Annotated in this window: 19 protein-coding genes and 2 tRNA genes; 9 read left to right on the forward strand and 12 right to left on the reverse strand. The window is 67.5% G+C overall.

Going from position 1 to position 22,421, the window contains the following annotated elements:
* Positions 1–11 precede the first annotated feature (11 nt).
* The 3 genes from cofC (at position 12) to mutT1 (ending at position 4,037) form a co-directional block, all read left to right on the forward strand.
* A complete protein-coding gene (gene cofC, locus OCU_RS42730) occupies positions 12–662 on the forward strand; it encodes a 2-phospho-L-lactate guanylyltransferase (protein WP_009952777.1) in 651 nt (216 codons plus the stop codon).
* Between the two features lie 141 nt (positions 663–803).
* Positions 804–3,005 (forward strand): RNA degradosome polyphosphate kinase, encoded by a 2,202-nt coding sequence (locus OCU_RS42735; RefSeq protein ID WP_014380731.1) that lies wholly within the window; start codon positions 804–806, stop codon positions 3,003–3,005.
* Positions 3,006–3,089: 84 nt separating this feature from the next.
* Positions 3,090–4,037 carry an 8-oxo-(d)GTP phosphatase MutT1 gene (mutT1, locus tag OCU_RS42740; protein ID WP_008259004.1) on the forward strand — a complete coding sequence of 316 codons (948 nt, stop codon included), beginning with the start codon at positions 3,090–3,092 and terminating at the stop codon, positions 4,035–4,037.
* A gap of 113 nt (positions 4,038–4,150) precedes the next feature.
* Here mutT1 and OCU_RS42745 read toward each other — a convergent pair whose 3' ends face one another.
* The 3 genes from OCU_RS42745 to leuC all read right to left on the reverse strand — a co-directional run bounded on the left by OCU_RS42745 (position 4,151) and on the right by leuC (position 7,072).
* A complete protein-coding gene (locus OCU_RS42745; protein ID WP_008259006.1) occupies positions 4,151–4,798 on the reverse strand; it encodes an HU family DNA-binding protein in 648 nt (215 codons plus the stop codon).
* Between the two features lie 211 nt (positions 4,799–5,009).
* Positions 5,010–5,606: a 3-isopropylmalate dehydratase small subunit gene (gene leuD / locus OCU_RS42750; RefSeq protein ID WP_008259008.1), complete on the reverse strand. Its 597-nt coding sequence runs from the start codon at positions 5,604–5,606 to the stop codon at positions 5,010–5,012.
* A 26-nt stretch (positions 5,607–5,632) separates the two neighbouring features.
* The gene (leuC, locus tag OCU_RS42755) at positions 5,633–7,072 is read right to left on the reverse strand and encodes a 3-isopropylmalate dehydratase large subunit (RefSeq protein ID WP_008259010.1); all 1,440 of its coding nucleotides are present in this window, start codon (positions 7,070–7,072) and stop codon (positions 5,633–5,635) included.
* Between the two features lie 85 nt (positions 7,073–7,157).
* Here leuC and OCU_RS42760 point away from each other — a divergent pair, with 85 nt between their 5' ends.
* A complete protein-coding gene (locus OCU_RS42760) occupies positions 7,158–7,859 on the forward strand; it encodes an IclR family transcriptional regulator (protein WP_014380734.1) in 702 nt (233 codons plus the stop codon).
* A 50-nt stretch (positions 7,860–7,909) separates the two neighbouring features.
* Positions 7,910–8,422 carry a pyridoxamine 5'-phosphate oxidase family protein gene (locus OCU_RS42765; protein WP_009952782.1) on the forward strand — a complete coding sequence of 171 codons (513 nt, stop codon included), beginning with the start codon at positions 7,910–7,912 and terminating at the stop codon, positions 8,420–8,422.
* 15 nt (positions 8,423–8,437) lie between these two features.
* Here OCU_RS42765 and OCU_RS42770 read toward each other — a convergent pair.
* The 4 genes from OCU_RS42770 to OCU_RS42785 form a co-directional block, all read right to left on the reverse strand.
* Positions 8,438–8,510 (reverse strand) — tRNA-Glu (locus OCU_RS42770).
* A 73-nt stretch (positions 8,511–8,583) separates the two neighbouring features.
* Positions 8,584–8,655, reverse strand: a tRNA-Gln gene (locus OCU_RS42775).
* A 151-nt stretch (positions 8,656–8,806) separates the two neighbouring features.
* Positions 8,807–10,273 (reverse strand): glutamate--tRNA ligase, encoded by a 1,467-nt coding sequence (gene gltX / locus OCU_RS42780; RefSeq protein WP_026071268.1) that lies wholly within the window; start codon positions 10,271–10,273, stop codon positions 8,807–8,809.
* Positions 10,270–11,076, reverse strand: coding sequence for a fumarylacetoacetate hydrolase family protein (locus OCU_RS42785; protein WP_014380735.1), 807 nt, complete (start codon positions 11,074–11,076; stop codon positions 10,270–10,272). The genes gltX and OCU_RS42785 overlap by 4 nt, the downstream gene beginning before the upstream one ends.
* Positions 11,077–11,362: 286 nt before the next feature.
* Here OCU_RS42785 and OCU_RS42790 point away from each other — a divergent pair, with 286 nt between their 5' ends.
* Positions 11,363–12,679: an MFS transporter gene (locus OCU_RS42790; RefSeq protein WP_009952786.1), complete on the forward strand. Its 1,317-nt coding sequence runs from the start codon at positions 11,363–11,365 to the stop codon at positions 12,677–12,679.
* A gap of 3 nt (positions 12,680–12,682) precedes the next feature.
* Positions 12,683–13,873, forward strand: a complete 1,191-nt coding sequence (locus OCU_RS42795) for an MFS transporter (protein WP_014385483.1) — start codon at positions 12,683–12,685, stop codon at positions 13,871–13,873.
* On the opposite strand, the gene OCU_RS42800 is transcribed toward OCU_RS42795, so the two are convergent.
* Both OCU_RS42800 and serA read right to left on the reverse strand, forming a co-directional pair.
* A complete protein-coding gene (locus OCU_RS42800) occupies positions 13,870–14,880 on the reverse strand; it encodes a 3-isopropylmalate dehydrogenase (RefSeq protein ID WP_009952789.1) in 1,011 nt (336 codons plus the stop codon). The two genes, OCU_RS42795 and OCU_RS42800, sit on opposite strands and share 4 nt — an antisense overlap.
* 61 nt (positions 14,881–14,941) lie before the next feature.
* Complete coding sequence (gene serA, locus OCU_RS42805) at positions 14,942–16,528, reverse strand: phosphoglycerate dehydrogenase (protein WP_009952790.1); 1,587 nt, start codon at positions 16,526–16,528, stop codon at positions 14,942–14,944.
* Positions 16,529–16,557: 29 nt separating this feature from the next.
* Between serA and OCU_RS42810 the strand changes: the two genes are divergently transcribed.
* Together OCU_RS42810 and wrbA are read left to right on the forward strand one after the other, a co-directional pair.
* Positions 16,558–17,985, forward strand: a complete 1,428-nt coding sequence (locus OCU_RS42810) for a phytoene desaturase family protein (RefSeq protein WP_014380738.1) — start codon at positions 16,558–16,560, stop codon at positions 17,983–17,985.
* The gene (wrbA, locus tag OCU_RS42815) at positions 17,982–18,584 is read left to right on the forward strand and encodes an NAD(P)H:quinone oxidoreductase (RefSeq protein ID WP_009952793.1); all 603 of its coding nucleotides are present in this window, start codon (positions 17,982–17,984) and stop codon (positions 18,582–18,584) included. The genes OCU_RS42810 and wrbA overlap by 4 nt, the downstream gene beginning before the upstream one ends.
* 89 nt (positions 18,585–18,673) lie before the next feature.
* On the opposite strand, the gene ilvC is transcribed toward wrbA, so the two are convergent.
* From ilvC to OCU_RS42830, 3 genes are read right to left on the reverse strand one after another with little or no spacing between them, the layout of a single operon-like run.
* Entirely contained in the window at positions 18,674–19,675 is a 1,002-nt protein-coding gene (gene ilvC / locus OCU_RS42820; RefSeq protein ID WP_009952794.1) for a ketol-acid reductoisomerase, read from the reverse strand.
* A gap of 33 nt (positions 19,676–19,708) precedes the next feature.
* The gene (gene ilvN / locus OCU_RS42825) at positions 19,709–20,215 is read right to left on the reverse strand and encodes an acetolactate synthase small subunit (protein ID WP_008259035.1); all 507 of its coding nucleotides are present in this window, start codon (positions 20,213–20,215) and stop codon (positions 19,709–19,711) included.
* The gene (locus OCU_RS42830; RefSeq protein WP_225324875.1) at positions 20,215–22,017 is read right to left on the reverse strand and encodes an acetolactate synthase large subunit; all 1,803 of its coding nucleotides are present in this window, start codon (positions 22,015–22,017) and stop codon (positions 20,215–20,217) included. The genes ilvN and OCU_RS42830 overlap by 1 nt, the downstream gene beginning before the upstream one ends.
* Between the last annotated feature and the right edge of the window lie 404 nt (positions 22,018–22,421).

Consider the following 22,421-nt stretch of genomic DNA (forward strand, 5'->3'; position numbering starts at 1 on the left):
GATGACATCTCATGAGCGGCATACGAGCCGACGGCGCGGGCGATGTCGCGTTGATCATCGCCGTCAAGAGGTTGGCCGCGGCCAAGACAAGACTGGCGCCGGTTTTCTCGGCGCGCACCCGCGAGAGCGTGGTGCTGGCGATGTTGATGGACACCCTGACCGCCGCGGGACGCGTGGAATCGCTGGGCTCGATCACCGTCATCACCCCCGACGACGCGGCGGCCGCTGCGGCCGCCGAGCTGGGTGCCGACGTGCTGGTCGACCCGACGCCCGAGGGCCACCCCGATCCCCTGAACAACGCGATCGCCACCGCGGCGCGCGCGGTGGCAACTTCGTTCTCCAATGTCGTTGCGCTGCAAGGTGATTTGCCGGCGCTGCAGACCCAGGAGCTGGCCGAGGCCGTCGCCGCCGCCCGCCAGCACCGGCGCAGCTTCGTCGCCGACCGGCTGGCGACCGGAACCGCGGCGCTCTTCGCGTTCGGGGGTCCGCTCGATCCCCGGTTCGGTTCCGATTCCTCGGCGCGGCACCGCAGTTCGGGTGCGATCGAGCTGACCGGCGCGTGGCCCGGCCTGCGCTGTGACGTCGACACTCCGACCGACCTCGCTGCCGCCCGCCGCCTGGGGGTGGGCGCCGCGACCGCCCGCGCCATCGCCGCGCACTGATTTGCCTCACGAGCGGTCGATGTCCGGAAAGCGAACGTCGGCCCAACGGCGAATGATTCCCGTGCGCGCTGCGCCCGGTGACGGCCTGTAGTGGCGACCCGCCACGGCCGCGCTCGCGATCACCACTGGCAGCACCCGCGCGTGATGAGCGATGATCGCAGGGTGACTGAAATCGAAGCTGAGGCGCGACCCGACGAGAATTTGTGGCATTCCGGCGACTCGGCCGTGGCGGCGCCCCCGGCTGCGACGCCCACCGCGATGACCGATCTGCCCGACGAGCGTTACCTCAACCGGGAACTGAGCTGGCTGGACTTCAACGCCCGCGTGCTGGCGCTGGCCGACGACAATTCGTTGCCGCTGCTGGAACGGGCGAAATTCCTGGCGATCTTCGCCTCCAACCTCGACGAGTTCTACATGGTGCGGGTCGCCGGCCTCAAGCGCCGCGACGAGATGGGCCTGTCGGTGCGCTCCGCCGACGGTCTGACGCCGCGCAAGCAGCTGGCCCTCATCGGGGAACAGACCCAGCGGATCGCGACCCGGCACGCGCGGGTGTTCCTCGATTCGGTGCGGCCCGCGCTGGCCGAGGAATGCATCCACATCGTCACGTGGGCGGACCTCGATCAGGCCGAACGCGACGAACTCTCGGCCTATTTCACCGAACAAGTCTTTCCCGTCCTGACGCCGCTGGCCGTCGACCCCGCGCACCCGTTCCCATTCGTCAGCGGGCTGAGCCTGAATCTGGCGGTCATGGTCCGCCAGCCCGAGGATGGTGGCCAGCACTTCGCGCGAGTCAAGGTGCCCAACAACGTCGATCGCTTCGTCGAACTCGCCGCCCCCAGGTCGGGCCGGGACAGCGCCGCGGGCGAAGCCCGGTCCATCGTGCGCTATCTGCCGCTGGAAGAACTGATCGCGGCCTTCCTTCCTCTTCTCTTCCCCGGCATGGAAATCGTGGAGCACCACGCCTTCCGCATCACCCGCAACGCCGACATGGAGGTCGAAGAAGACCGCGACGAAGACCTGCTGCAGGCCCTGGAACGCGAACTGGCGCGCCGGCGGTTCGGCCCGCCGGTGCGACTCGAGATCGCCGACGACATGACCGAGGGCATGCTGGAATTGCTGCTGCGCGAACTCGATGTGCATCCCGGCGACGTCATCGAAGTCCCCGGCCTTTTGGATCTTTCGTCGCTGTGGCAGATCTACGACCTGGACCGCCCGGCGCTCAAGGACCCCGCGTTCGTCCCCGACACGCATCCGGCCTTCGCCGATCGCGAATCCCCCAAGAGCATCTTCGCGACGCTGCGCGAGGGCGACGTGCTGGTGCATCACCCGTATGACTCGTTCTCCACCAGCGTGCAGCGATTCATCCAGCAGGCCGCCGCCGACCCCAACGTGCTGGCGATCAAACAGACGTTGTACCGCACCTCCGGTGATTCGCCGATCGTTCGCGCGCTGATCGAAGCGGCCGAGGCCGGAAAGCAGGCCGTGGCACTGGTGGAGATCAAGGCGCGCTTCGACGAACAGGCCAACATCCGCTGGGCGCGCGCACTCGAACAGGCGGGCGTGCACGTGGTTTACGGACTCGTCGGGCTCAAGACGCACTGCAAGACCTGTTTGGTGGTGCGTCGCGAAGGCTCGGCGATCCGGCGCTACTGCCACATCGGAACGGGCAACTACAACAGCAAGACCGCCCGTCTCTATGAGGATGTCGGCCTGCTGACCGCGGCCCCCGACATCGGCGCCGACCTCACCGATTTGTTCAATTCGCTTACCGGCTATTCGCGTAAGGTCTCCTACCGCAATCTGCTGGTGGCGCCGCACGGAATTCGCACCGGGATCATCGAACGCGTCGAACGTGAGATCGCGGCGCACCGCGAACGCGGGGACGGGCGAATTCGTCTCAAGATGAATGCGCTGGTGGACGAGCAGGTCATCGATGCGCTGTACCGGGCGTCGCAGGCCGGCGTGCGGGTCGAGGTGGTGGTGCGTGGCATCTGCGCGCTGCGCCCGGGTGCACAGGGCTACTCCGAAAACATCGTTGTGCGCTCCATTCTCGGGCGCTTCCTCGAGCACTCGCGGATCATCCATTTCCGCAACATCAACGAATTCTGGATCGGCAGCGCCGATATGATGCACCGCAACCTCGATCGCCGCGTGGAGGTGCTGGCTCAGGTCAAGGACCCCAAGCTCACCGCGCAGCTGGATGAATTGTTCGAGTCCGCACTGGATCCGTCCACGCGCTGCTGGGAACTCGGGTCCGACGGGCAGTGGACCGCGTCGCCGCAAGAGGGCCATACGGTGCGCGACCACCAAGTATCGTTGATGGAGCGGCATCGCAGTCCCTAGACCTGTGCGGTGATTTCCGGTTGTTCCCGGGCCGCAGCGTGATTGAACGTGCGACTCTGACCGAATTGACCTGCAGGAGTTGAGGTGCCGCCTTCGAGCTCGTCTAGCGCCCGGCGCTCTGGAAGCCGAATCGTCCATGCCGCCGGCGCGGTCCTGTGGCGGCCGGGCGATGCCGACACCGCCGACCACGATGTCGAGATCGCCGTCATCCACCGCCCCCGCTATGACGATTGGTCACTGCCCAAAGGCAAAGTGGACCCCGGCGAGACCGCGCCCGTGGCGGCGGTGCGGGAGGTGTACGAGGAGACCGGCCAACACGCCGTCCTGGGCAGGCGGCTCAACGCGGTGAGCTATCCGATCGACGCGGGCGTCAAAAAAGTCTCCTACTGGTCGGCGCGCGCCGTGGGCGGCGAGTTCGTTCCCGGCGACGAGGTCGACCGGTTGCTCTGGTTACCGGCGGCCGAAGCCATGCGGAAACTCGATTACGCCCAGGACCGAAAAGTGTTGCGCCACTTCAACAAAAAGCCGGCGGACACCCACACCGTGTTGGTGGTCCGGCACGCGACCGCGGGACGCAAGTCGCGCTTCTCCGGCGATGACACCAAGCGGCCGCTCGACAAACGGGGGCGCGCGCAGGCCAAGGCGCTGGTTCCCCAGCTGCTCGCCTTCGGTGCTTCGCGGGTGTATGCGGCCGACCGGGTCCGCTGTCATCAGACCGTGGAACCACTCGCCGAGGAACTCGGCTCGACCGTGCACAACGAGCCCACCCTCACCGAAGAGGCCTACGCCAAGAACGCCAAACGCGGCCGCCACCGGATGCTGGACATCGCCGGCGAGCACGGCACACCGGTTGTCTGCACGCAGGGCAAGGTGATTCCGGACCTGATTGCGTGGTGGTGTGCCCGCGATGGGGTGCGGCCGGACAAATCGCGCAATCACAAGGGCAGCACCTGGGTGCTGTCGTTGTCGGGCGGCCGGCTGGTCGCCGCCGATCACCTCGGCGGTGCGCTGGCCGCCAACGTGCGCGCCTAGCGAAAGAGCGACGGCCGACCGCAGCTCGATGGCGGCGGCCCGCCGCTAGCACACGAATACCCTCCGGGGCACCGCTGCCGCCGAAGGGTATTCGTGTCTAGAACGTGCTCTGCCTACCGGCGGCCGCGACGCGCGGTCGTCTTCTTGGCGGGAGCCTTGCGGGCCGTCGACTTGCTCGCGGCCTTCTTAGCCGGGGCCTTGGTCGCGGCCTTGCGGGCCGGGGCCTTCTTTGCCGCAGTCTTCTTGGCCGGAGCCTTGGTCGCGGCCTTGCGGGCCGGAGCCTTCTTCACTGCGGCCTTCTTGGCCGGAGCCTTCTTCACTGCGGCCTTCTTGGCGGGAGCCTTCTTGGCCGCAGCCTTCTTGGCGGGAGCCTTCTTGGCCGCAGCCTTCTTGGCGGGAGCCTTCTTGGCCGCGGTCTTCTTGGCCGCGCCCGTGCCACCTACCACACCGCGCTTGACGGCCGGGCCGTCCGACGGGAGACGCTGTGCGCCAGACACAACCGCTTTGAATTGGGCACCGGGACGGAACGCGGGGACGGAAGTCGGCTTCACCTTCACCGTCTCACCGGTACGCGGGTTGCGAGCCACGCGCGCTGCGCGGCGCCGCTGTTCGAACACACCGAACCCGGTAATGGTGACGCTGTCGCCCTTGTGTACCGCACGCACAATGGTGTCGACAACGTTCTCGACCGCTGCGGTCGCCTGCCGACGGTCCGTGTTCAATTTCTGTGTGAGCACATCAATGAGCTCTGCCTTATTCATCAATCCCTCCGACACTAGTGGTCCTCGATTTTGAACCGACTAGTGGACACGGTAAACCCTCACCCAGCAAATTTCCAAGAGCCACGCGCAATTTCACCGCAAGGGGTACGGCGTTTTCGCAATCCGGTTGCCGCCCTTGACCGGTGGGGGATCGTAAAATCGGCCCGGTTTAGTTAGCCGATCGAGCAGAAATTCGGCTCCGTCCGACCGTTCAGGAGGTGGACAGAGTGCGAGGTTTCCAGTCCGGATAGGCCGCCTCGAAAGACTCGATTTCATCGAGTTTCCGCAGCGTAAGGGCTATATCGTCGAGACCTTCGAGTAGCCGCCACGCGGTGTGGTCGTCAATCTTGAACGGCAGCACCGTCGTTCCCGCGGTGATATTTCGATCTTGAAGATTGGCAGTGATTTCCAAGCCGGGGCTCTGCTCGATCAGCTTCCAGAGCAGCTCCACCCCGTCCTGAGAAACTTCGGCCGCCAGCAGCCCCGCCTTGCCGGCGTTGCCCCGGAAAATGTCACCGAATCGAGACGAGATGACCACTCGGAACCCGTAGTCCATCAGCGCCCACACCGCGTGCTCGCGCGACGAGCCGGTCCCGAAATCGGGTCCTGCGACCAGGACCGACCCCCGATCAAACGGGCTGAGGTTGAGCACGAATGACGGATCCGACCTCCAGCTCGCGAACAAGCCGTCCTCGAAACCGGTTCTGGTTACACGCTTCAAATACACCGCCGGAATGATCTGATCGGTGTCGACGTTGGAGCGCCGCAGCGGCACACCGATACCGGTGTGGGTGTGAAAAGCTTCCATGCTCATCCCTTCAGACGTCGGATACGTCAGCTCAAATCGGCCGGAGCGGACAATGTGCCCCGAACTGCTGTCGCCGCGGCAACGGCCGGAGACACCAAATGCGTGCGGCCGCCTTTACCCTGGCGCCCTTCGAAGTTGCGGTTGGACGTCGCCGCGCACCGCTCGCCCGGCGCCAACTGGTCCGGATTCATCCCCAGGCACATCGAGCAGCCCGCCTGCCGCCATTCGGCGCCCGCGGCGGTGAAAACCTCGCCCAGCCCTTCGTCTTCGGCCTGCGCGCGCACCCGCATCGACCCCGGCACGACGAGCATCCGCACCCCCGGGGCGATTTTGCGCCCGCGCAAAATGTCGGCCACGGCGCGGAGATCTTCGATACGACCGTTGGTACAAGAGCCCACGAACACCGCGTCGACGGCGATGTCACGCATCGGGGTACCCGGTCGAAGGTCCATGTATGCCAACGCTTTCTCAGCGGCCTGGCGCTCGCCGTCGTCGGCCATCAGTTCGGGGTCGGGCACGGCGGCGGCCAGCGGCACGCCCTGGCCGGGGTTTGTGCCCCACGTCACGAACGGGCTCAGCGACTCCGCATCGAGGTAGACCTCGGTGTCGAATTCGGCGCCCGGGTCGGTGTGCAGCTGCTGCCAATAACGCATGGCCGCATCCCATTGCGCGCCTTTCGGGGCGTGCGGGCGGTCACACAGGAATTCGTAGGTGGTGGCGTCGGGAGCCACCATTCCCGCCCGGGCGCCGGCTTCGATGCTCATGTTGCAGACGGTCATCCGGCCTTCCATCGACAGGGATTCGATGGCGCTGCCGCGGTATTCGATGACATGCCCCTGCCCGCCGCCGGTGCCGATCTTGGCGATCAGCGCGAGGATGATGTCCTTGGCCGTCACGCCGGGGGGCAATTTCCCGTCGACATTGACCGCCATCGTCTTGAACGGCCGCAGCGGCAACGTCTGGGTCGCGAGCACGTGCTCGACCTCCGAGGTGCCAATTCCCATGGCCAGCGCGCCGAATGCGCCGTGGGTCGAGGTGTGACTGTCCCCACAGACGATCGTCATGCCCGGCTGGGTGAGGCCCAGTTGTGGCCCCACGACATGAACGATGCCCTGCTCGAGGTTGCCCATCGGATATAGCCGCACACCGAATTCGGCACAATTTCGCCGTAATGTCTCGACCTGCGTGCGGGACACCGGGTCGGCGATCGGCTTGTCGATGTCGATGGTCGGAACGTTGTGATCCTCGGTGGCCAGCGTCAAATCGGGGCGTCGCACCGGCCGGCCGGCCAGGCGCAGGCCGTCGAAAGCCTGCGGGCTGGTGACCTCGTGCACCAGGTGCAGATCGATGTAGATCAGGTCGGGGGCCCCCTGCCCCGAGGCACCCCCGGAGACCACAACATGGTCGTCCCAGACCTTTTCGGCCAGCGTGCGCGGCTTGGCGGCCGCCCCTGCGTCGCTCCCCATATCGAACTCGCCTCAATTCGCGTCATCCGCGGCTCGCCGATCATTCGGGCTGTGATCTCAGAATGCGAGACGCTAGTATCTTCTTGTGAGACAGCATAGCGGTATCGGCGTCCTGGACAAAGCCGTGGGTGTCCTGCACAGCGTCGCCCAATCCCCCTGCGGATTGGCCGAACTGTGTGAGCGGACCGGGCTGCCCCGGGCCACGGCCTATCGGTTGGCGGCGGCCCTGGAAGTCCATCGCCTGTTGGCGCGCGACGACGAAGGGCGTTGGCGGCTGGGCCCGGCCGTCACCGAACTCGCGGCGCACGTCAACGATCCGCTGCTGGCCGCCAGCAGCGCGGTGCTGCCCCTGTTGCGCGAGACCACCGGCGAAAGCGTGCAGCTGTACCGGCGTGAGGGCACCGACCGGGTCTGTGTGGCCGCCCTGGAACCCGCTGCGGGCCTTCGCGATACGGTTCCGGTCGGGGCGCGACTGCCCATGACGGCGGGGTCGGGCGCCAAAGTGCTGCTGGCACATAGCGACGCGGCCACCCAGAAGGCGGTGCTGGCGACGGCCAAATTCACCGAACGAACGCTGGCCGAGGTGCGCCGCCGTGGCTGGGCACAGAGCGTGGCCGAGCGCGAGCCCGGTGTGGCGAGCGTGTCCGCCCCGGTGCGCGACGGCCGCGGCACCGTCGTCGCCGCCATCTCGGTGTCGGGCCCCATCGATCGGATCGGCCGGCGTCCGGGCGCGCGTTGGGCCGCCGATCTGCTGTCCGCCGCCGATGCGATGGCCCGCCGGCTCTAGTTCCCAGGTCCTTCCGCGAGCGCCGCGGCGGGCCTGACAGACTGACCGGCATGGGAACCAATCAGCGCGCGAGCATCGTCATGTCGGAAGACGAGATCGCCGATTTCGTCGTCAAGAGCCGCACCGGAACGCTGGCCACCGTCGGCCCCGACGGCCAGCCTCACCTGACCGCCATGTGGTACGCCGTGGTCGACGGCGAGATCTGGCTGGAGACCAAGGCGAAGTCGCAGAAGGCCGTCAACCTCAAGCGGGACCCGCGGGTGAGCTTTTTGATCGAGGACGGCCACACCTACGACACGCTTCGCGGGGTGTCCTTCGAGGGCGTCGCGGAGATCGTGGACGACCCCGACGTCTCACACCGGGTAGGGGTCAGCGTCTGGGAGCGCTACACCGGCCCTTACACCGAGGACATGAAGCCGTTCGTCGAGCAGATGATGAACAAGCGGGTCTGTGTTCGCATCGTGGCCCGCCGCGCTCGTTCGTGGGATCACCGCAAACTGGGCCTGGCGCCGATGCCGGTGGGTGGATCGACCGCTCCGGCCGTCCTGGGGAACGACCAGTAACTGCGGTTTAGTTTGTAGCCCCGATGGGATTCGAACCCACGCTACCGCCGTGAGAGGGCGGCGTCCTAGGCCGCTAGACGACGGGGCCAGAAACGATCCGAGCAGTCAGCATAGCTCACCGCGCTAAGCCCACCTAATCGCTTGAAACGGTGCGGATTTTGCTGGGGTACCAGGACTCGAACCTAGAATGGCTGAACCAGAATCAGCTGTGTTGCCAATTACACCATACCCCATTGGCCGCCTAAAACTGCTGGTCAGCGCCGATTGCGGGCCTTTGCAAGCTCTTTGGGGACCGCCACTGCCAGTCGTTGTCGGCTTTGGTAAACCGCAGTGCAGACTACCAAAGTCTCGCGGGGCAGTCCGCATGCGTGGTCTGGGTCTCCCCTAACCGATCGTCGCGCGCGCCGCGCGCAGCCGCCGCACGCTGCGGTCGCGGCCCAGCAGCTCGAGCGACTCGAACAGCGGCGGGCTGACCGTCGTGCCGGTGGCGCCCACCCGGATCGGGCCAAACGCCTTGCGCGGTTTGAGGCCCAGCTCGTCGATGAGCGCCGCCTTGAGGGCGGCTTCGATCTGTGGCGTCGTCCAGTCCGCGACGCCGTCCAGCGCGCCCAGCGCCGCATCGAGCACGGTGGCCGAGTCCGGCCCCAGCTCCTTGGCCGCGGCCTTGGGGTCGATCGCGTACTCGTCGTCGTTGAGGAACTTCAACAGGTCCCAGGCGTCACCGAGCACCACGATCCGGGTCTGCACCAGGTCGGCGGCCGTGGCGAAGCCGGCGTCGTCGAGCTCGAGGCGATGACCGTGCACGCCGAAGTAATCGCGCAGCCTGGCGGTGAAGTCCTCGACGGTGAGCATCCGGATGTGCTCGGCGTTGAGCGCGTCGGCCTTTTTCTGGTCGAAGCGGGCCGGGTTGGAGTTGACGTCGACGACGTCGAACGCGGCCACCATCTCATCGAGACTGAACACGTCGTGGTCGTCGGCGATGGCCCAGCCCAGCAACGCCAGGTAATTGAGCAGCCCTTCGGGGATGAAGCCGCGGTCGCGGTGCGCGAACAGGTTCGACTGCGGGTCGCGCTTGGACAGCTTTTTGGTGCCCTCCCCCAATACCGTTGGCAGATGCGCGAACTGCGGGGTGCGCTCGGCGACGCCGATGCGGATCAGCGCCTGATACAGAGCGAGCTGGCGCGGTGTCGACGGCAGCAGGTCCTCGCCGCGCAGCACGTGGGTGATCTTCATCAGCGCGTCGTCACACGGATTGACCAAGGTGTACAACGGATCTCCGTTGGCGCGGGTCAGCGCGAAGTCGGGCACCGACCCGGCCGCGAAGGTGGTGGTTCCCCGCACCAGGTCGTCCCAGCTGAGGTCGCCGTCGGGCATCCGCAGCCGCACCACCGGCTGGCGGCCCTCGGCGAGGAATGCCGCGCGCTGCGAGTCGGTCAGCTGCCGGTCAAAATTGTCGTAGCCCAGCTTGGGATTACGGCCCGCGGCGAGGTGCCGCGCCTCGACCTCCTCCGGCGTCGAAAAGGCGTAGTAGGCCTCTCCCGCCTCGACCAGCTTGGCCACCACGTCGCGGTAGATCTCGCCGCGCAAAGATTGGCGGTACGGGCCGTAGGGGCCGCCCACTTCGGGCCCCTCGTCCCAGTCCAGGCCGAGCCAGCGCAGCGCGTCCAGCAGCGCCAGATAGCTTTCCTCACTGTCGCGTTGGGCGTCGGTGTCCTCGATGCGGAAGACGAAGGTGCCCCCGGTGTGCCGGGCGTAGGCCCAGTTGAACAGCGCCGTGCGGACCATGCCGACGTGCGGGGTGCCGGTGGGCGACGGGCAGAATCGGACGCGTACGTTCGCGGGTGCAGTCACGATTTTCCTTTGCGGAGCACGGGATTGGTCAGGGTGCCGATGCCCTCGATGGTGATGGAGACGGTGTCGCCGTCCTCGATGGGGCCGACGCCCGCCGGGGTTCCGGTGAGGATGATGTCGCCGGGCAGCAAGGTCATCACCGCCGAGATCCACTCGACGATGGAGCCGATGTCGTGGATCAGCAGCGACGTGCGGCTGTGTTGCTTGACCTCGCCGTTGACCTCGGTGCGCAATTCGAGATCGCCCGGGTCCAGCGGCTTGAGGTCGGTCACGATCCACGGCCCGACCGGGCAGAAGGTGTCGTGGCCTTTGGCCCTCGTCCACTGGCCGTCGGCTTTTTGTTGATCGCGCGCCGACACGTCGTTGCCGATGGTGTAGCCGAGGATGTTGTCCGCGGCCTGGGCGGCCGAGACGTCCTTGCAGGGCCGGCCGATGACCACGGCCAGCTCGCCCTCGAAGTGAACCGGTGATGCGTTGGCCGGCAGGCGAATCGGTACGTTGGGCCCGATGATGGCGGTGTTCGGCTTGAGGAATATCACCGGCTCGGCCGGCGCGGGGCCGGTCATGTCCTTCATCTCGGCGATGTGACCGGTGTAGTTCTTGCCGACACAGACCACCTTGCTGGCGAGTATCGGGGCGAGCAGCCGGACGTCGGCGAGCGGCCATGACCGGCCGGTGAAGTTCGGCGTGCCGAATGGATGCTCGGCGATCTCGCGGGCGATCATCTCGGCGGGGTCGTCGAGTTCGCCTTCGATGCTGACGAAGGCGACACCGTCGGGGCTGGCGATTCGACCAAGGCGCATTCGGTTGAGCCTAGTGAGGGTCGCGAGCGCGGCGAAGCCGGGCGTGGCGGGCCCTCACCATCCGACCCAGTGAGGGTCGCGAGCGCGGCGTAGCCGGGCGTGGCGGGCCGTCACCATCCGACCTAGTCTGGCGACGATTCGGGCCGGGACGGCCCGAGGAGGAGCCGGACGATCCCGCCTAGCCAGGGTCGCGAGCGCGGCGAAGCCGGGCGTGGCGGGCCAGGCGATGACCAGCAACGGCACACGTCCTGCGGCCAAATTTCCCGGTGGTATGCAAGCATGGGGAATGCAGACCGACTCGACCGATACGCCCGAAATCGGCGCGGGCGTGCGCTGGTCGATCATGGTCGTTTCGCTGCTGGCGACGGCGAGTTCGTTCCTCTTCATCAACGGCGTCGCATTTTTGATCCCGTCGCTGCGAGTGCGCGGAGTCCGGCTGGACGAAGCCGCCCTGCTTGCCTCGATGCCGAGCTGGGGCATGGTGGTGACGCTGGTGTTGTGGGGCTATGTGCTCGACCGGGTGGGCGAACGGGTGGTGATGGCCACGGGCTCGGCGCTGACCGCGGCGGCGGCCTACGCCGCGGCGTCCGCGCATTCGTTGGTGCTGATGTCGGTGTATCTGTTTCTCGGCGGCATGGCCGCCGCCAGTTGCAACACGGCGGGCGGGCGGCTGGTGTCCGCCTGGTTCCCGCCGCAGCAACGCGGCCTGGCCATGGGCATCCGCCAGACCGCGCAACCCCTGGGAATCGCCTTGGGCGCGATGGTAATTCCCGAGCTCGCCGAACACGGACCGCAGCACGGCCTCAGGTTCGCCGCCCTGGCATGCGCGGTCGGGGCGATAGCGAGCGTGATCGGAATCGTCGACCCGCCCCGGAAACCGCGCGCGAGCGCGAGTCATCAGGAACTCGCCAGTCCCTATCGAAAGTCGTTGACGCTGTGGCGGATTCACGCTGTGGCGGGCCTGATGATGATGCCGCAAACGGTGACGGTGACGTTCATGCTGGTGTGGCTGATCAGGAACCTGCACTGGTCGGTTACGGCCGCGGGCGGGTTGGTCACCCTCTCGCAGCTGTTGGGCGCGCTCGGCCGGGTTGCCGTGGGCCGCCTGTCCGATCGCGTCGGGTCGCGGATGCGTCCCGTGCGCTACATCGCGGCGGTCGCGGTGTTGGCGCTCCTCTTGCTGGCGTGGGCCGACTACATGAATTCGCGGTGGCAGGCGGGGCTCATGGTGGTCATCGCGGTGATCTCCGTGCTCGACAACGGGCTGGAGGCCACTGCCATCACCGAATTCGCCGGCCCGTATTGGAGCGGCCGCGCCCTGGGCATTCAGAACACCACCCAGCGCATGATGGCGGCGGCCGGACCCCCGCTGTTCGGCGCCTTGATCGCGGCCGCGAAATATCCACCGGCGTGGCTCTTGTGCGCCTTGTTCCCGTTGGCGGCGGTGCCGCTGGTGCCGACGCGGTTGCTGCCGCCCGGTTTGGAGACCAGGGCCCGGCGGCAAACCGTCCGTCGCGTTCGTTGGTGGCGTGCCATCCGTTCCCACGCAATGCCGAATAGGCCGGAGCGACGTTTGCCGCAACGATCCGGTGAGAACTATTAATAGGTGCAGACGACATCGACGCGTCGATGGGTGATGCTGGGGACGGGACTGATCGCGACGTTGAGCGCGACGGTCTTCATCAACGGCATCGCCTTTCTGATCCCCGCCCTCAACGACGTACGCGGCATCAATCTGGCCGAGGCGGCGCTGCTCTCGGCGATGCCCAGCTTCGGCATGGTGGTCACGCTGATCGCCTGGGGCTACATACTCGACATCGTCGGCGAGCGGATCGTGCTCACGGCGGGCTTGGCCCTCACCGCGGCGGCGGCGCTCATCGCTGCGGCGGTGCCGGAATCCATGCTGACGGAAGGGATCGCCCTGTTCGGTGGCGGCATGGCCGCGGCGAGCGCCAACACCGCCAGTGGCCGCCTGGTGACGGGGTGGTTCCCGCCGCAGCAGCGCGGCCTGGCGATGGGGATTCGACAGACCGCGCAACCGTTGGGAATCGCGTTGGCCGCCTTGGTACTTCCCGAGCTCGGCGAACGCAACATCTCGGTCGCGCTGTTGTTCCCCGCGGCGGTGTGCGCGGTGTCCGCGGTGCTGTGCGCCGTGTGGGTGCGCGATCCCGCACGCCCCGAACGGTCGACGGCCGACAAGGCCGAATTGGCCAGCCCGTACCGCGGCACGACGGTGCTGTGGCGCATTCACTTCGCGTCGGCGCTGCTCATGGTGCCCCAAACCGTGGTCTTGACGTTCATGCTCGTCTGGTTGATGAAAAACCAGCATTGGTCGATCGCGACGGCCGGCGTCTTGGTGAGCTTCTCGCAGCTGTTGAGCGCGCTGGGACGCATCGCCGTCGGCAGATGGTCCGACCGCCTGGGATCGCGAATGCGCCCGATCCGCATCATCGCGATGGCCGCCGCCGTGGTGATGGTCTTGCTGGCGATCGCGGATCATGCGCACTCCGCGATGGCGGTGACGCTGATGGTCGCCGCGTCGGTGATCACCGTGCTCGACAACGGTTTGGCGTTCACCGCCATTCCGGAAGTGGCCGGCCGATTTTGGAGCGGGCGCGCCATGGGCGCGCAGAACACCACTCAGCGACTCACCGCGGCGGTCGGGCCCCCGGTTTTCGGCGAGATGATCGACGCGACCGGATACCCGCTGGCCTTCGCGGTGTGCGCGTTGTTTCCGTTGCTGGCCCTGCCGGTGGTGCCGTCGGAGGCGCGCTCGCGCGCGGCCGCCCGCGACTAGAGCCCGGCGGCGATCCGTTCGCCGACTTCGCGGGTGGCGAGCCGTTCGCTCCCGCGCGTTGCCAGGTGGCGCTCGACGGCCCGGTCCACCCGGGCGGCGGCGTCGTCCTCGCCGAGATGGGCGAGCAGCAACGCCACCGACATGATCGCCGCCGTCGGATCGGCGATGCCCTGCCCGGCGATATCCGGTGCGCTGCCGTGAACGGGCTCGAACATCGAGGGGTTGGTCCGCGTGGCGTCGATGTTTCCGCTGGCGGCCAAGCCAATTCCGCCACACACCGCCGCCGACAGGTCGGTGATGATGTCGCCGAACAGGTTGTCGGTGACGATCACGTCGAACCGACCGGGATCGGTCACCATGAAGATGGTGGCCGCGTCGATGTGCTGATACGCCACCTCGACGTCGGGATAGTCCCGGCCGACCTCGGCCACGATGCGCGACCACAACCTTCCGGCGAAGGTCAGCACGTTGGTTTTGTGCACCAGGGTCAAGTGCTTTCGGCGTCGCTGAGCCCGCTCGAACGCGTCGGCCACCACGCGTCGCACGCCGAAAGCCGTGTTCTGGCTGACCTCGGTGGCGACCTCGTTGGGCGTTCCGACGCGGATGGCGCCGCCGGTGCCGGTGTAGGGACCTTCGGTCCCCTCGCGCACCACCACGAAGTCGATGTCGGGGTTGCCGGCCAGTGGGCTGTTCACACCCGGGTACAGCCGCCCGGGCCGCAAGTTGATGTGATGATCCAGCTCGAAACGCAAGCGCAGCAACAAACCTCGCTCCAGCACGCCGCTGGGCACCGACGGGTCACCGATGGCGCCGAGCAGGATGGCGTCATGCGCGCGCAGCTCGTCGACCGCCGAGTCCGGCAGAAGCTCACCCGTGGCGTGGTAACGCCGCGCCCCCAGGTCGTAGCTGGTCTTCTCCACGCCGGGCAGCACCGCGTCCAGGACCTTGACGGCCTCGGCCACAACTTCGGGCCCGATACCGTCGCCCTCGATCACCGCCAGCTTCATGGGCGCCGCTCCTCCTCATTGGCGCCGCTCATGCGGCGCGTGGTCGGGTCGCCGGCGCGCCTCATGAAAGATCAACCACCTCAAGCTTGTTCGCGCCGACGGCCGCACCGATCTCCGCCCGCACGTCGCCCGGCACGTCCCGATCCAGGCGCAACAGGATCGTCGCTCCCGGACCTTCGGCGTCCTCGGACAGTTGCGCGGCCTGGATGTTCACCCCGGCCGAGCCCAGCAGGGTACCGATCTTGCCCAGCGCACCGGGCTGGTCGACGTAGTTGATCACCAGGTTGATGCCGCGGGCGCGCAGGTCGAAGTTGCGGCCGTTGATTTGCACGATCTTTTCCACCAGCTGCGGCCCGGACAGGGTGCCGGCGACGTTGACCGCGCTGCCGTCGTGCGCGACCGCGCGCACGTCGACCACGCTGCGGTGGTTCGGGCTCTCCGACGCCGTGCCGATTTCGGCGGTGATGCCGCGTTCCTCGGCCAGCGCCGGAGCGTTGACGAACGTCACCGGACCCTCGACGACGGCCGAGAACAACCCCCGCAGAGCCGAAAGTTTCAGCACCTCAACGTCTTCGGATGCGAGCTCGCCGCGCACCTGCACCGACAACGACACCGGCGGACCGTCGGAAAGGGTGGCCGCCAGCACGCCGAGCTTGCGCACCAGGTCCAGCCACGGCGCCACCTCTTCGTTGACCACCCCGCCGCCGACGTTGACGGCGTCGGGAACGAATTCCCCGGCCAGCGCGAGCTTCACGCTCGCCGCGACGTCGGTGCCGGCCCGATCCTGGGCCTCCTCAGTCGAGGCCCCCAGATGGGGTGTGACCACCACCTGCGGCAGCTCGAACAGCGGACTGTCGGTGCACGGCTCCTTGGAGAACACGTCAAGGCCGGCCGCGCGCACGTGGCCACTGCGGACCGCGTCGGCCAGCGCCGCCTCGTCGACCAGGCCGCCGCGGGCGGCGTTGACGATGACCACGCCCGGCTTGGTTTTCGCCAACGCGTCCTTGCCGATCAGTCCGGCCGTTTCGGGCGTCTTGGGCAGGTGCACCGAGATGAAGTCGGCGCGGGCCAGCAGTTCGTCGAGCGTCAACAGCTCGATGCCCAGCTGCGCGGCGCGGGCCGGCGACACGTAAGGGTCATACGCGATCAGGTGGGTGCCGAAGGCGCTGAGCCGCTGGGCGACCAGCTGCCCGATGCGGCCCAACCCGACGACGCCCACCGTCTTGCCGAAAATCTCGGTGCCCGAGAACGACGACCGCTTCCAGGTGTGCTCGCGCAGCGAGGCGTCGGCCGCCGGGATCTGGCGGGCCGCGGAGAGCAGCAGCGCCAGCGCGTGCTCGGCGGCGCTGTGAATGTTCGACGTCGGCGCGTTGACCACCAGGACACCGCGCTCGGTGGCCGCGTCCACGTCGACGTTGTCCAGGCCGACCCCGGCGCGGGCGACGATCTTCAGCTTGGGGGCCGCCGCGAGCACCTCAGCGTCGACGGTGGTGGCCGAGCGCACCAGCAGCGCGTCGGCCTCAGGCACGGCCGCCAACAGTTTCTCGCGATCGGGCCCGTCTACCCAGCGCACCTCGACCTGGTCGCCCAGGGCCGCGACGGTTGATTCAGCGAGCTTGTCGGCAATGAGTACAACAGGCAAATTCACCCGGCCAGCCTATCGGCTGTAATTGACGGGTGGACGTCACCATCGTCGGCAGCGGACCCAACGGGTTGACCGCCGCCGTAATCTGCGCCCGGGCCGGCCTGAAAGTGCAGGTCGTCGAAGCTCAACCGACGTTTGGCGGGGGTGCGCGCACCGCGACCGATCCCGATTCCGCGGGCGTCGTGCACGACATCTGCTCGGCGGTGCACCCGTTGGCGCTGGCATCGCCGTTCTTCATGGAGTTCGACCTGCCCGCGCGCGGCGTGCAATTGGCGGTCCCCGAGATTTCGTACGCCAACCCGTTGCCGGGCCGCCCGGCGGCCATCGCGTACCGCGACCTGGACCGCACCTGCGCCGAATTGGAGGGCGGCGCCTCATTCCGGCGCCTGCTCGGCCCGCTGGTCGAGCGCTCCGACGACGTGGTGGCCCTGCTGCTGGGCGACAAGCGGTCGGTGCCGAACTCCGTGCCGTCGGCGTGGCGGCTCGGGGTGCGGATGCTGGCCCAGGGCACCCCGGCGTGGGGTTCGCTGACCGGCGAGGACGCCCGCGCCCTGTTCACCGGTGTTGCCGCCCATATCATTTCGCGGATGCCGTCGTTGACGGCGGCCGGTGCCGGGATGATGCTGGCCACCCTCGCGCATTCGGTGGGCTGGCCGATTCCGGTGGGGGGCAGCCAGGCGATCACCGACGCACTGATCGCCGACCTGCGCGCTCACGGCGGCGAGCTGACGGCGGGCACGGAGGTCACTTCGCCGCCTGGCGGGGTCGTCGCCTTCGACACGGCGCCGACCGCGCTGCTGCGGATCTACGGCGACTCCCTCCCGAGGCGCTACGCCAAAGCGTTGCGGCGCTACACGTTTGGCCCGGGGGTGGCCAAGGTCGACTTCGTCCTGGCCGACGAGATCCCCTGGGCGGACCCGCGGCTACGAAAGGCCCCCACCCTGCATCTCGGCGGCACCCGGGCCCAGATGGCCCGCGCCGAGGCCGAGATCGCCGCCGGCCGGCACGCGCAATGGCCGATGGTGCTGGCCGCCTCTCCGCACGTCGCCGACCCGGGCCGCATCGACTCGAACGGACGCCGCCCGTTCTGGAGCTATGCCCACGTGCCGTCGGGGTCCACCGTCGATCCGACGGAGGCCGTGACCGCGGTGGTCGAGCGCTTCGCGCCCGGCTTCCGCGACGTCGTGGTGGCCGCACGCGCGGTGCCCGCCGCGCGGCTGTGCGACCACAACGCCAACTATGTGGGCGGCGACATCGGGATGGGCGGCAATTCGGCCTGGCGAGCGATCGCGGGACCGACTCCGCGGCTAAACCCTTGGCGCACACCCATTCCCAAGGTGTACCTGTGTTCGGCGGCCACGCCACCGGGCGGCGGCGTCCACGGCATGGCCGGCTACTACGCCGCGCGCACGCTGTTGCGCCGCGAATTCGGGATCGGCATGCCTAAGCTGGCCCCGTGACCAAACTCGCGATCATCTATTACTCGGCCACCGGACACGGCACCACGATGGCGCAGCGCGTCGCCGCGGCGGCCGAGTCGGCAGGGGCCGATGTCCGCCTGCGCCACGTCGCCGAAACCCAGGATCCCGCCTCGTTCGCCCACAACCCGGCCTGGACGGCGAATTACGAGGCCACCAAGGACCTTCCGGTGGCAACCGGCGACGACATCGTCTGGGCCGACGCGGTGATCTTCGGTTCACCGACGCGGTTCGGCTCTCCCGCAGCGCAATTGCGCGCGTTCCTCGACTCGCTGGGCGGGCTGTGGGCACAGGGCAAGCTCGCCGACAAGGTGTATGCGGGCTTCACGTCGTCCAACACCGTGCACGGCGGTCAGGAAACCACCCTGCTCTCCCTGTACATCACGCTGATGCATTTCGGCGGCATCATCGTGCCGCCGGGCTACACGGATGCGTGCAAGTTCGTCGACGGCAACCCGTACGGGGTCAGCCTGGTCACCACCCACGACAACATCAACGAATTCGACGAGCCCACCGACAAAGCCCTCGAGCACCTGGCCCGCCGGGTGGTCGAGACGGCGGATCGCCTCGCCTCGTCCTGAGCCGCCTCGCCTCTTAGCCCGCCGAACGTGCACTCACGGCGAGAAAATCGACGAAAACTCGCCCTGAGTGCACGCTCGGCGCCGAAAAGCTAAGCCGTCTCGGTGATCGGCCGGTCGACCCAGCTCATCAGGTCGCGCAGCTTCTTGCCGGTGACCTCGATGGGGTGCTCGGCGTTCTCCTTGCGCAGCTGCTCGAGCTGCTTGTTGCCGCCCTCGACGTTGGCGACCAGCTTCTTGACGAAGTCGCCGTTCTGGATGTCGCGCAGGATCTCCCGCATCCGGTCCTTGGTGCCGGCGTCGATGACGCGGGGCCCCGACAGATACCCGCCGAATTCCGCGGTGTCGGACACCGAGTAGTTCATCCGGGCGATGCCGCCCTCATACATCAGGTCGACGATCAGCTTGAGCTCGTGCAGCACCTCGAAGTACGCCATCTCCGGCGGGTAGCCCGCCTCGACCATCACGTCGAAACCGGTCTTCACCAATTCCTCTGTGCCACCGCACAAGACGGCCTGCTCACCGAAGAGGTCGGTCTCTGTCTCGTCCTTGAAGGTGGTCTTGATGACGCCGGCGCGGGTACCGCCGATGGCCTTGGCGTAGGACAAGGCGAGCGCCTCACCCTTGCCGGACGGGTCCTGGTCGACCGCGATCAGGCAGGGCACACCCTTGCCGTCGACGAACTGCCGGCGCACCAAATGACCGGGCCCCTTGGGCGCGACCATGGCGATGGTGACGTCGGCGGGCGGCTTGATCAGGTCGAAGTGGATGTTGAGGCCGTGACCGAAAAACAACGCGTCACCGGGCTTCAGGTTCGGCTCGATGTCATTTTTGAAGATGTCGGCCTGCGCGGTGTCGGGCGCCAGCAGCATGATCACGTCGGCCCACTTGGCGACCTCGGCGGGGGTGTCGACGTCCAGGCCCTGCTCGGAAACCTTGGGCCGCGACTTCGAACCCTCCTTCAGGCCCACCTTCACCTGCACGCCGGAGTCGCGCAGGCTCAGCGAGTGCGCGTGCCCTTGGCTGCCGTATCCGATGACCCCGACCTTGCGACCCTGAATGATGGTCAGGTCCGCATCGTCGTCATAGAACATTTCTAGTGCCACTGTTGAATATCTCCTTGTGTGTTACTTGGCCGTGCCGATTCCGCGTGGACCGCGAGACAACGACACCACTCCCGATTGCACGATTTCACGGATGCCGAACGGTTCCAGGATCCGCAGCAGCGCCTCGATCTTGCCGCGGTCGCCCGTCGCCTCGATCGTCAGCGCCTCCGTGGAAACGTCAATCACCTTGGCGCGGAACAGGTTCACCGCTTCGATCACCTGACTGCGGGTGCCGGCGTCGGCGCGCACCTTGATCATCGCCAATTCCCGCGACACCGAGTTGTCGTCGTCGAGCTCGACAATCTTGATGACGTTGATCAGCTTGTTGAGCTGCTTGGTGATCTGTTCGAGCGGGGTCTCCTCGGCGGAGACCACGATCGTCATCCGGGACATGTCCTTCTGCTCGGTCGCGCCGACCGCCAGGGACTCGATGTTGAAGCCGCGCCGCGAGAACAGCGCGGCCACGCGGGCGAGGACACCGGGTTTGTCTTCGACCAGCACCGACAGAGTGTGGGTTTGCGGACTCATCAGGCGTGCCCTTCACTCTCGTCGTCGAACAGCGGGCGGATCCCGCGGGCCGCCTGGATCTCGTCATTGCTGGTGCCGGCGGCGACCATCGGCCACACCTGCGCGTCCGCGCCGACGATGAAGTCGATCACGACCGGTCGGTCGTTGATCGCCCGCGCCTGCTCGATCACGTCGGCGACGTCTTCCTCACGCTCGCAACGCAACCCGACGCAGCCCAGCGCCTCCGCCAGCTTCACGAAGTCCGGGATGCGGTGCGAATGCGTGGCCAGATCCGTTTGCGAGTAACGCTCTTCGTAGAACAGCGTCTGCCACTGGCGGACCATGCCCAGGTTGCCGTTGTTGATCAGCGCCACCTTGATCGGCACGCCTTCGATCGCGCAGGTGGCCAGCTCCTGGTTGGTCATCTGGAAACAGCCGTCGCCGTCGATCGCCCAGACCTCGGCGTCCGGGCGGGCCATCTTGGCGCCCATGGCGGCCGGAATGGCGAACCCCATGGTGCCCAGGCCGCCGGAGTTGAGCCAGGTGCGCGGCTTCTCATAGGAGATGAATTGGGCCGCCCACATCTGGTGCTGGCCGACGCCGGCGACGTAAATGGCGTCCGGGCCGGCGATCTGGCCGAGCTTCTCGATGACGTATTCCGGGCCCAGGCTGCCGTCGCTCTGCGGTCCGTAACTCAGCGGATACGTGGACCGAACCCCGTCGAGGTAGGCCCACCACTCGGTCATGTCGATCTTGCCGGGCACCCCGTCGTGGCGGAGCTGCTCGACCAGCTCGGCGATGACGGCCTTGACGTCACCGACGATCGGCACGTCGGCGTGGCGGTTCTTGCCGATCTCGGCCGGGTCGATGTCGGCGTGGATGACCTTGGCTTCGGGCGCGAAGGTGTCCAGCTTCCCGGTCACCCGGTCGTCGAAGCGGGTGCCCAGCGCGATCAGGAGGTCGCTGCGCTGCAGGGCCGCCACCGCGGCGACGGTGCCGTGCATGCCGGGCATGCCCATGTGCTGACGATGGCTGTCCGGGAACGCGCCGCGCGCCATCAGCGTGGTCACCACCGGGATGCCGGTCAGCTCGGCCAGCTCGGCCAGCTGCTCGGTCGCGTCCCCGCGGATGACACCCCCGCCCACGTACAGCACCGGTTTGCGGGCCGCGGCGATCAGCTTGGCGGCCTCGCGGATCTGCCGGTTGTGCGGCTTGACGGTCGGCTTGTATCCGGGCAGATCGATGCGCGGCGGCCAGCTGAACGTGCACTGGCCCTGCAGCACGTCCTTGGGGATGTCGACGAGCACCGCGCCGGGGCGGCCCGAGGAGGCGATGTGGAAGGCCTCGGCGAGCACCTGCGGGATCTCGTTACCGGAGCGGACCAGGAAGTTGTGCTTGGTGATCGGCATCGTGATGCCCGAGATGTCGGCTTCCTGGAAGGCGTCGGTGCCGATCAGCGTGCGCCCCACCTGGCCGGTGACCGCGACGACGGGGATCGAGTCCATCTGGGCGTCGGCCAGCGCGGTGACCAGGTTGGTGGCCCCGGGGCCGGAAGTCGCCATGCAGACACCGACCTTGCCGGTGGCGTGCGCGTAGCCGCTGGCGGCGTGACCCGCGCCCTGTTCGTGGCGGACCAGCACGTGGCGCAGCTTCTTTGAGTCGAACAGCGGGTCATAGACCGGCAGCACCGCGCCGCCGGGGATGCCGAAGATGACGTCGACGTCGAGTTCCTCCAGCGACCGGATCACCGACTGCGCGCCGGTAAGTTGCTCGGGCCCAATGCGTTTCGGCTTGCCGTTGGCAGACTTCGCGGCCGGCTTCACCGCGTCGGTGGCGATGTCGGCGGCGCCCGGTGTGTCGGGGGCGGGCCGCCTGGTGGGAGCGCTCACTGTCGTTCAGTCCTTATTCACTCTGGGAATCTCGCGGGGGCAACAAAAAACCCCCGACAGCTCATCTGCTGCACGAGGGTTGCGCGTTGGTGCTGGATTGCTTCAAATGCTCAAAGGCAAGTCAGGCACCAACGCGCCTAATTACTACGAGCATCCCGGGCTTTCCGGCGGTATCCATAGCGCTCGACGGTAGTCTTCGCACAGCTCAGCAGTCAAATCCGTCACCGTCACCAGCCGGGTTGGGCGCGCGCCGCCGCCTGGCCGCTCGCGGGATCCGCCGGGCGCCCCGGGTGAAATGATGGTCGGGTGGCTACCGGTTCGTCTTCCCGAACACCTCT

Source organism: Mycobacterium intracellulare ATCC 13950, assembly GCF_000277125.1.
Classification (GTDB): Bacteria; Actinomycetota; Actinomycetes; order Mycobacteriales; family Mycobacteriaceae; genus Mycobacterium; species Mycobacterium intracellulare.

Excerpts from the sequence above, each read along its gene's own strand:
- cofC (WP_009952777.1), top strand. The coding sequence starts at position 12 with ATGAGCGGCATACGAGCCGACGGCGCGGGCGATGTCGCGTTGATCATC.
- OCU_RS42745 (WP_008259006.1), bottom strand. The coding sequence starts at position 4,798 with ATGAATAAGGCAGAGCTCATTGATGTGCTCACACAGAAATTGAACACG.
- leuD (WP_008259008.1), bottom strand. The coding sequence starts at position 5,606 with ATGGAAGCTTTTCACACCCACACCGGTATCGGTGTGCCGCTGCGGCGC.
- leuC (WP_008259010.1), bottom strand. The coding sequence starts at position 7,072 with ATGGGGAGCGACGCAGGGGCGGCCGCCAAGCCGCGCACGCTGGCCGAA.
- OCU_RS42765 (WP_009952782.1), top strand. The coding sequence starts at position 7,910 with ATGGGAACCAATCAGCGCGCGAGCATCGTCATGTCGGAAGACGAGATC.
- OCU_RS42785 (WP_014380735.1), bottom strand. The coding sequence starts at position 11,076 with ATGCGCCTTGGTCGAATCGCCAGCCCCGACGGTGTCGCCTTCGTCAGC.
- OCU_RS42790 (WP_009952786.1), top strand. The coding sequence starts at position 11,363 with ATGCAGACCGACTCGACCGATACGCCCGAAATCGGCGCGGGCGTGCGC.
- OCU_RS42800 (WP_009952789.1), bottom strand. The coding sequence starts at position 14,880 with ATGAAGCTGGCGGTGATCGAGGGCGACGGTATCGGGCCCGAAGTTGTG.
- ilvC (WP_009952794.1), bottom strand. The coding sequence starts at position 19,675 with ATGTTCTATGACGACGATGCGGACCTGACCATCATTCAGGGTCGCAAG.
- ilvN (WP_008259035.1), bottom strand. The coding sequence starts at position 20,215 with ATGAGTCCGCAAACCCACACTCTGTCGGTGCTGGTCGAAGACAAACCC.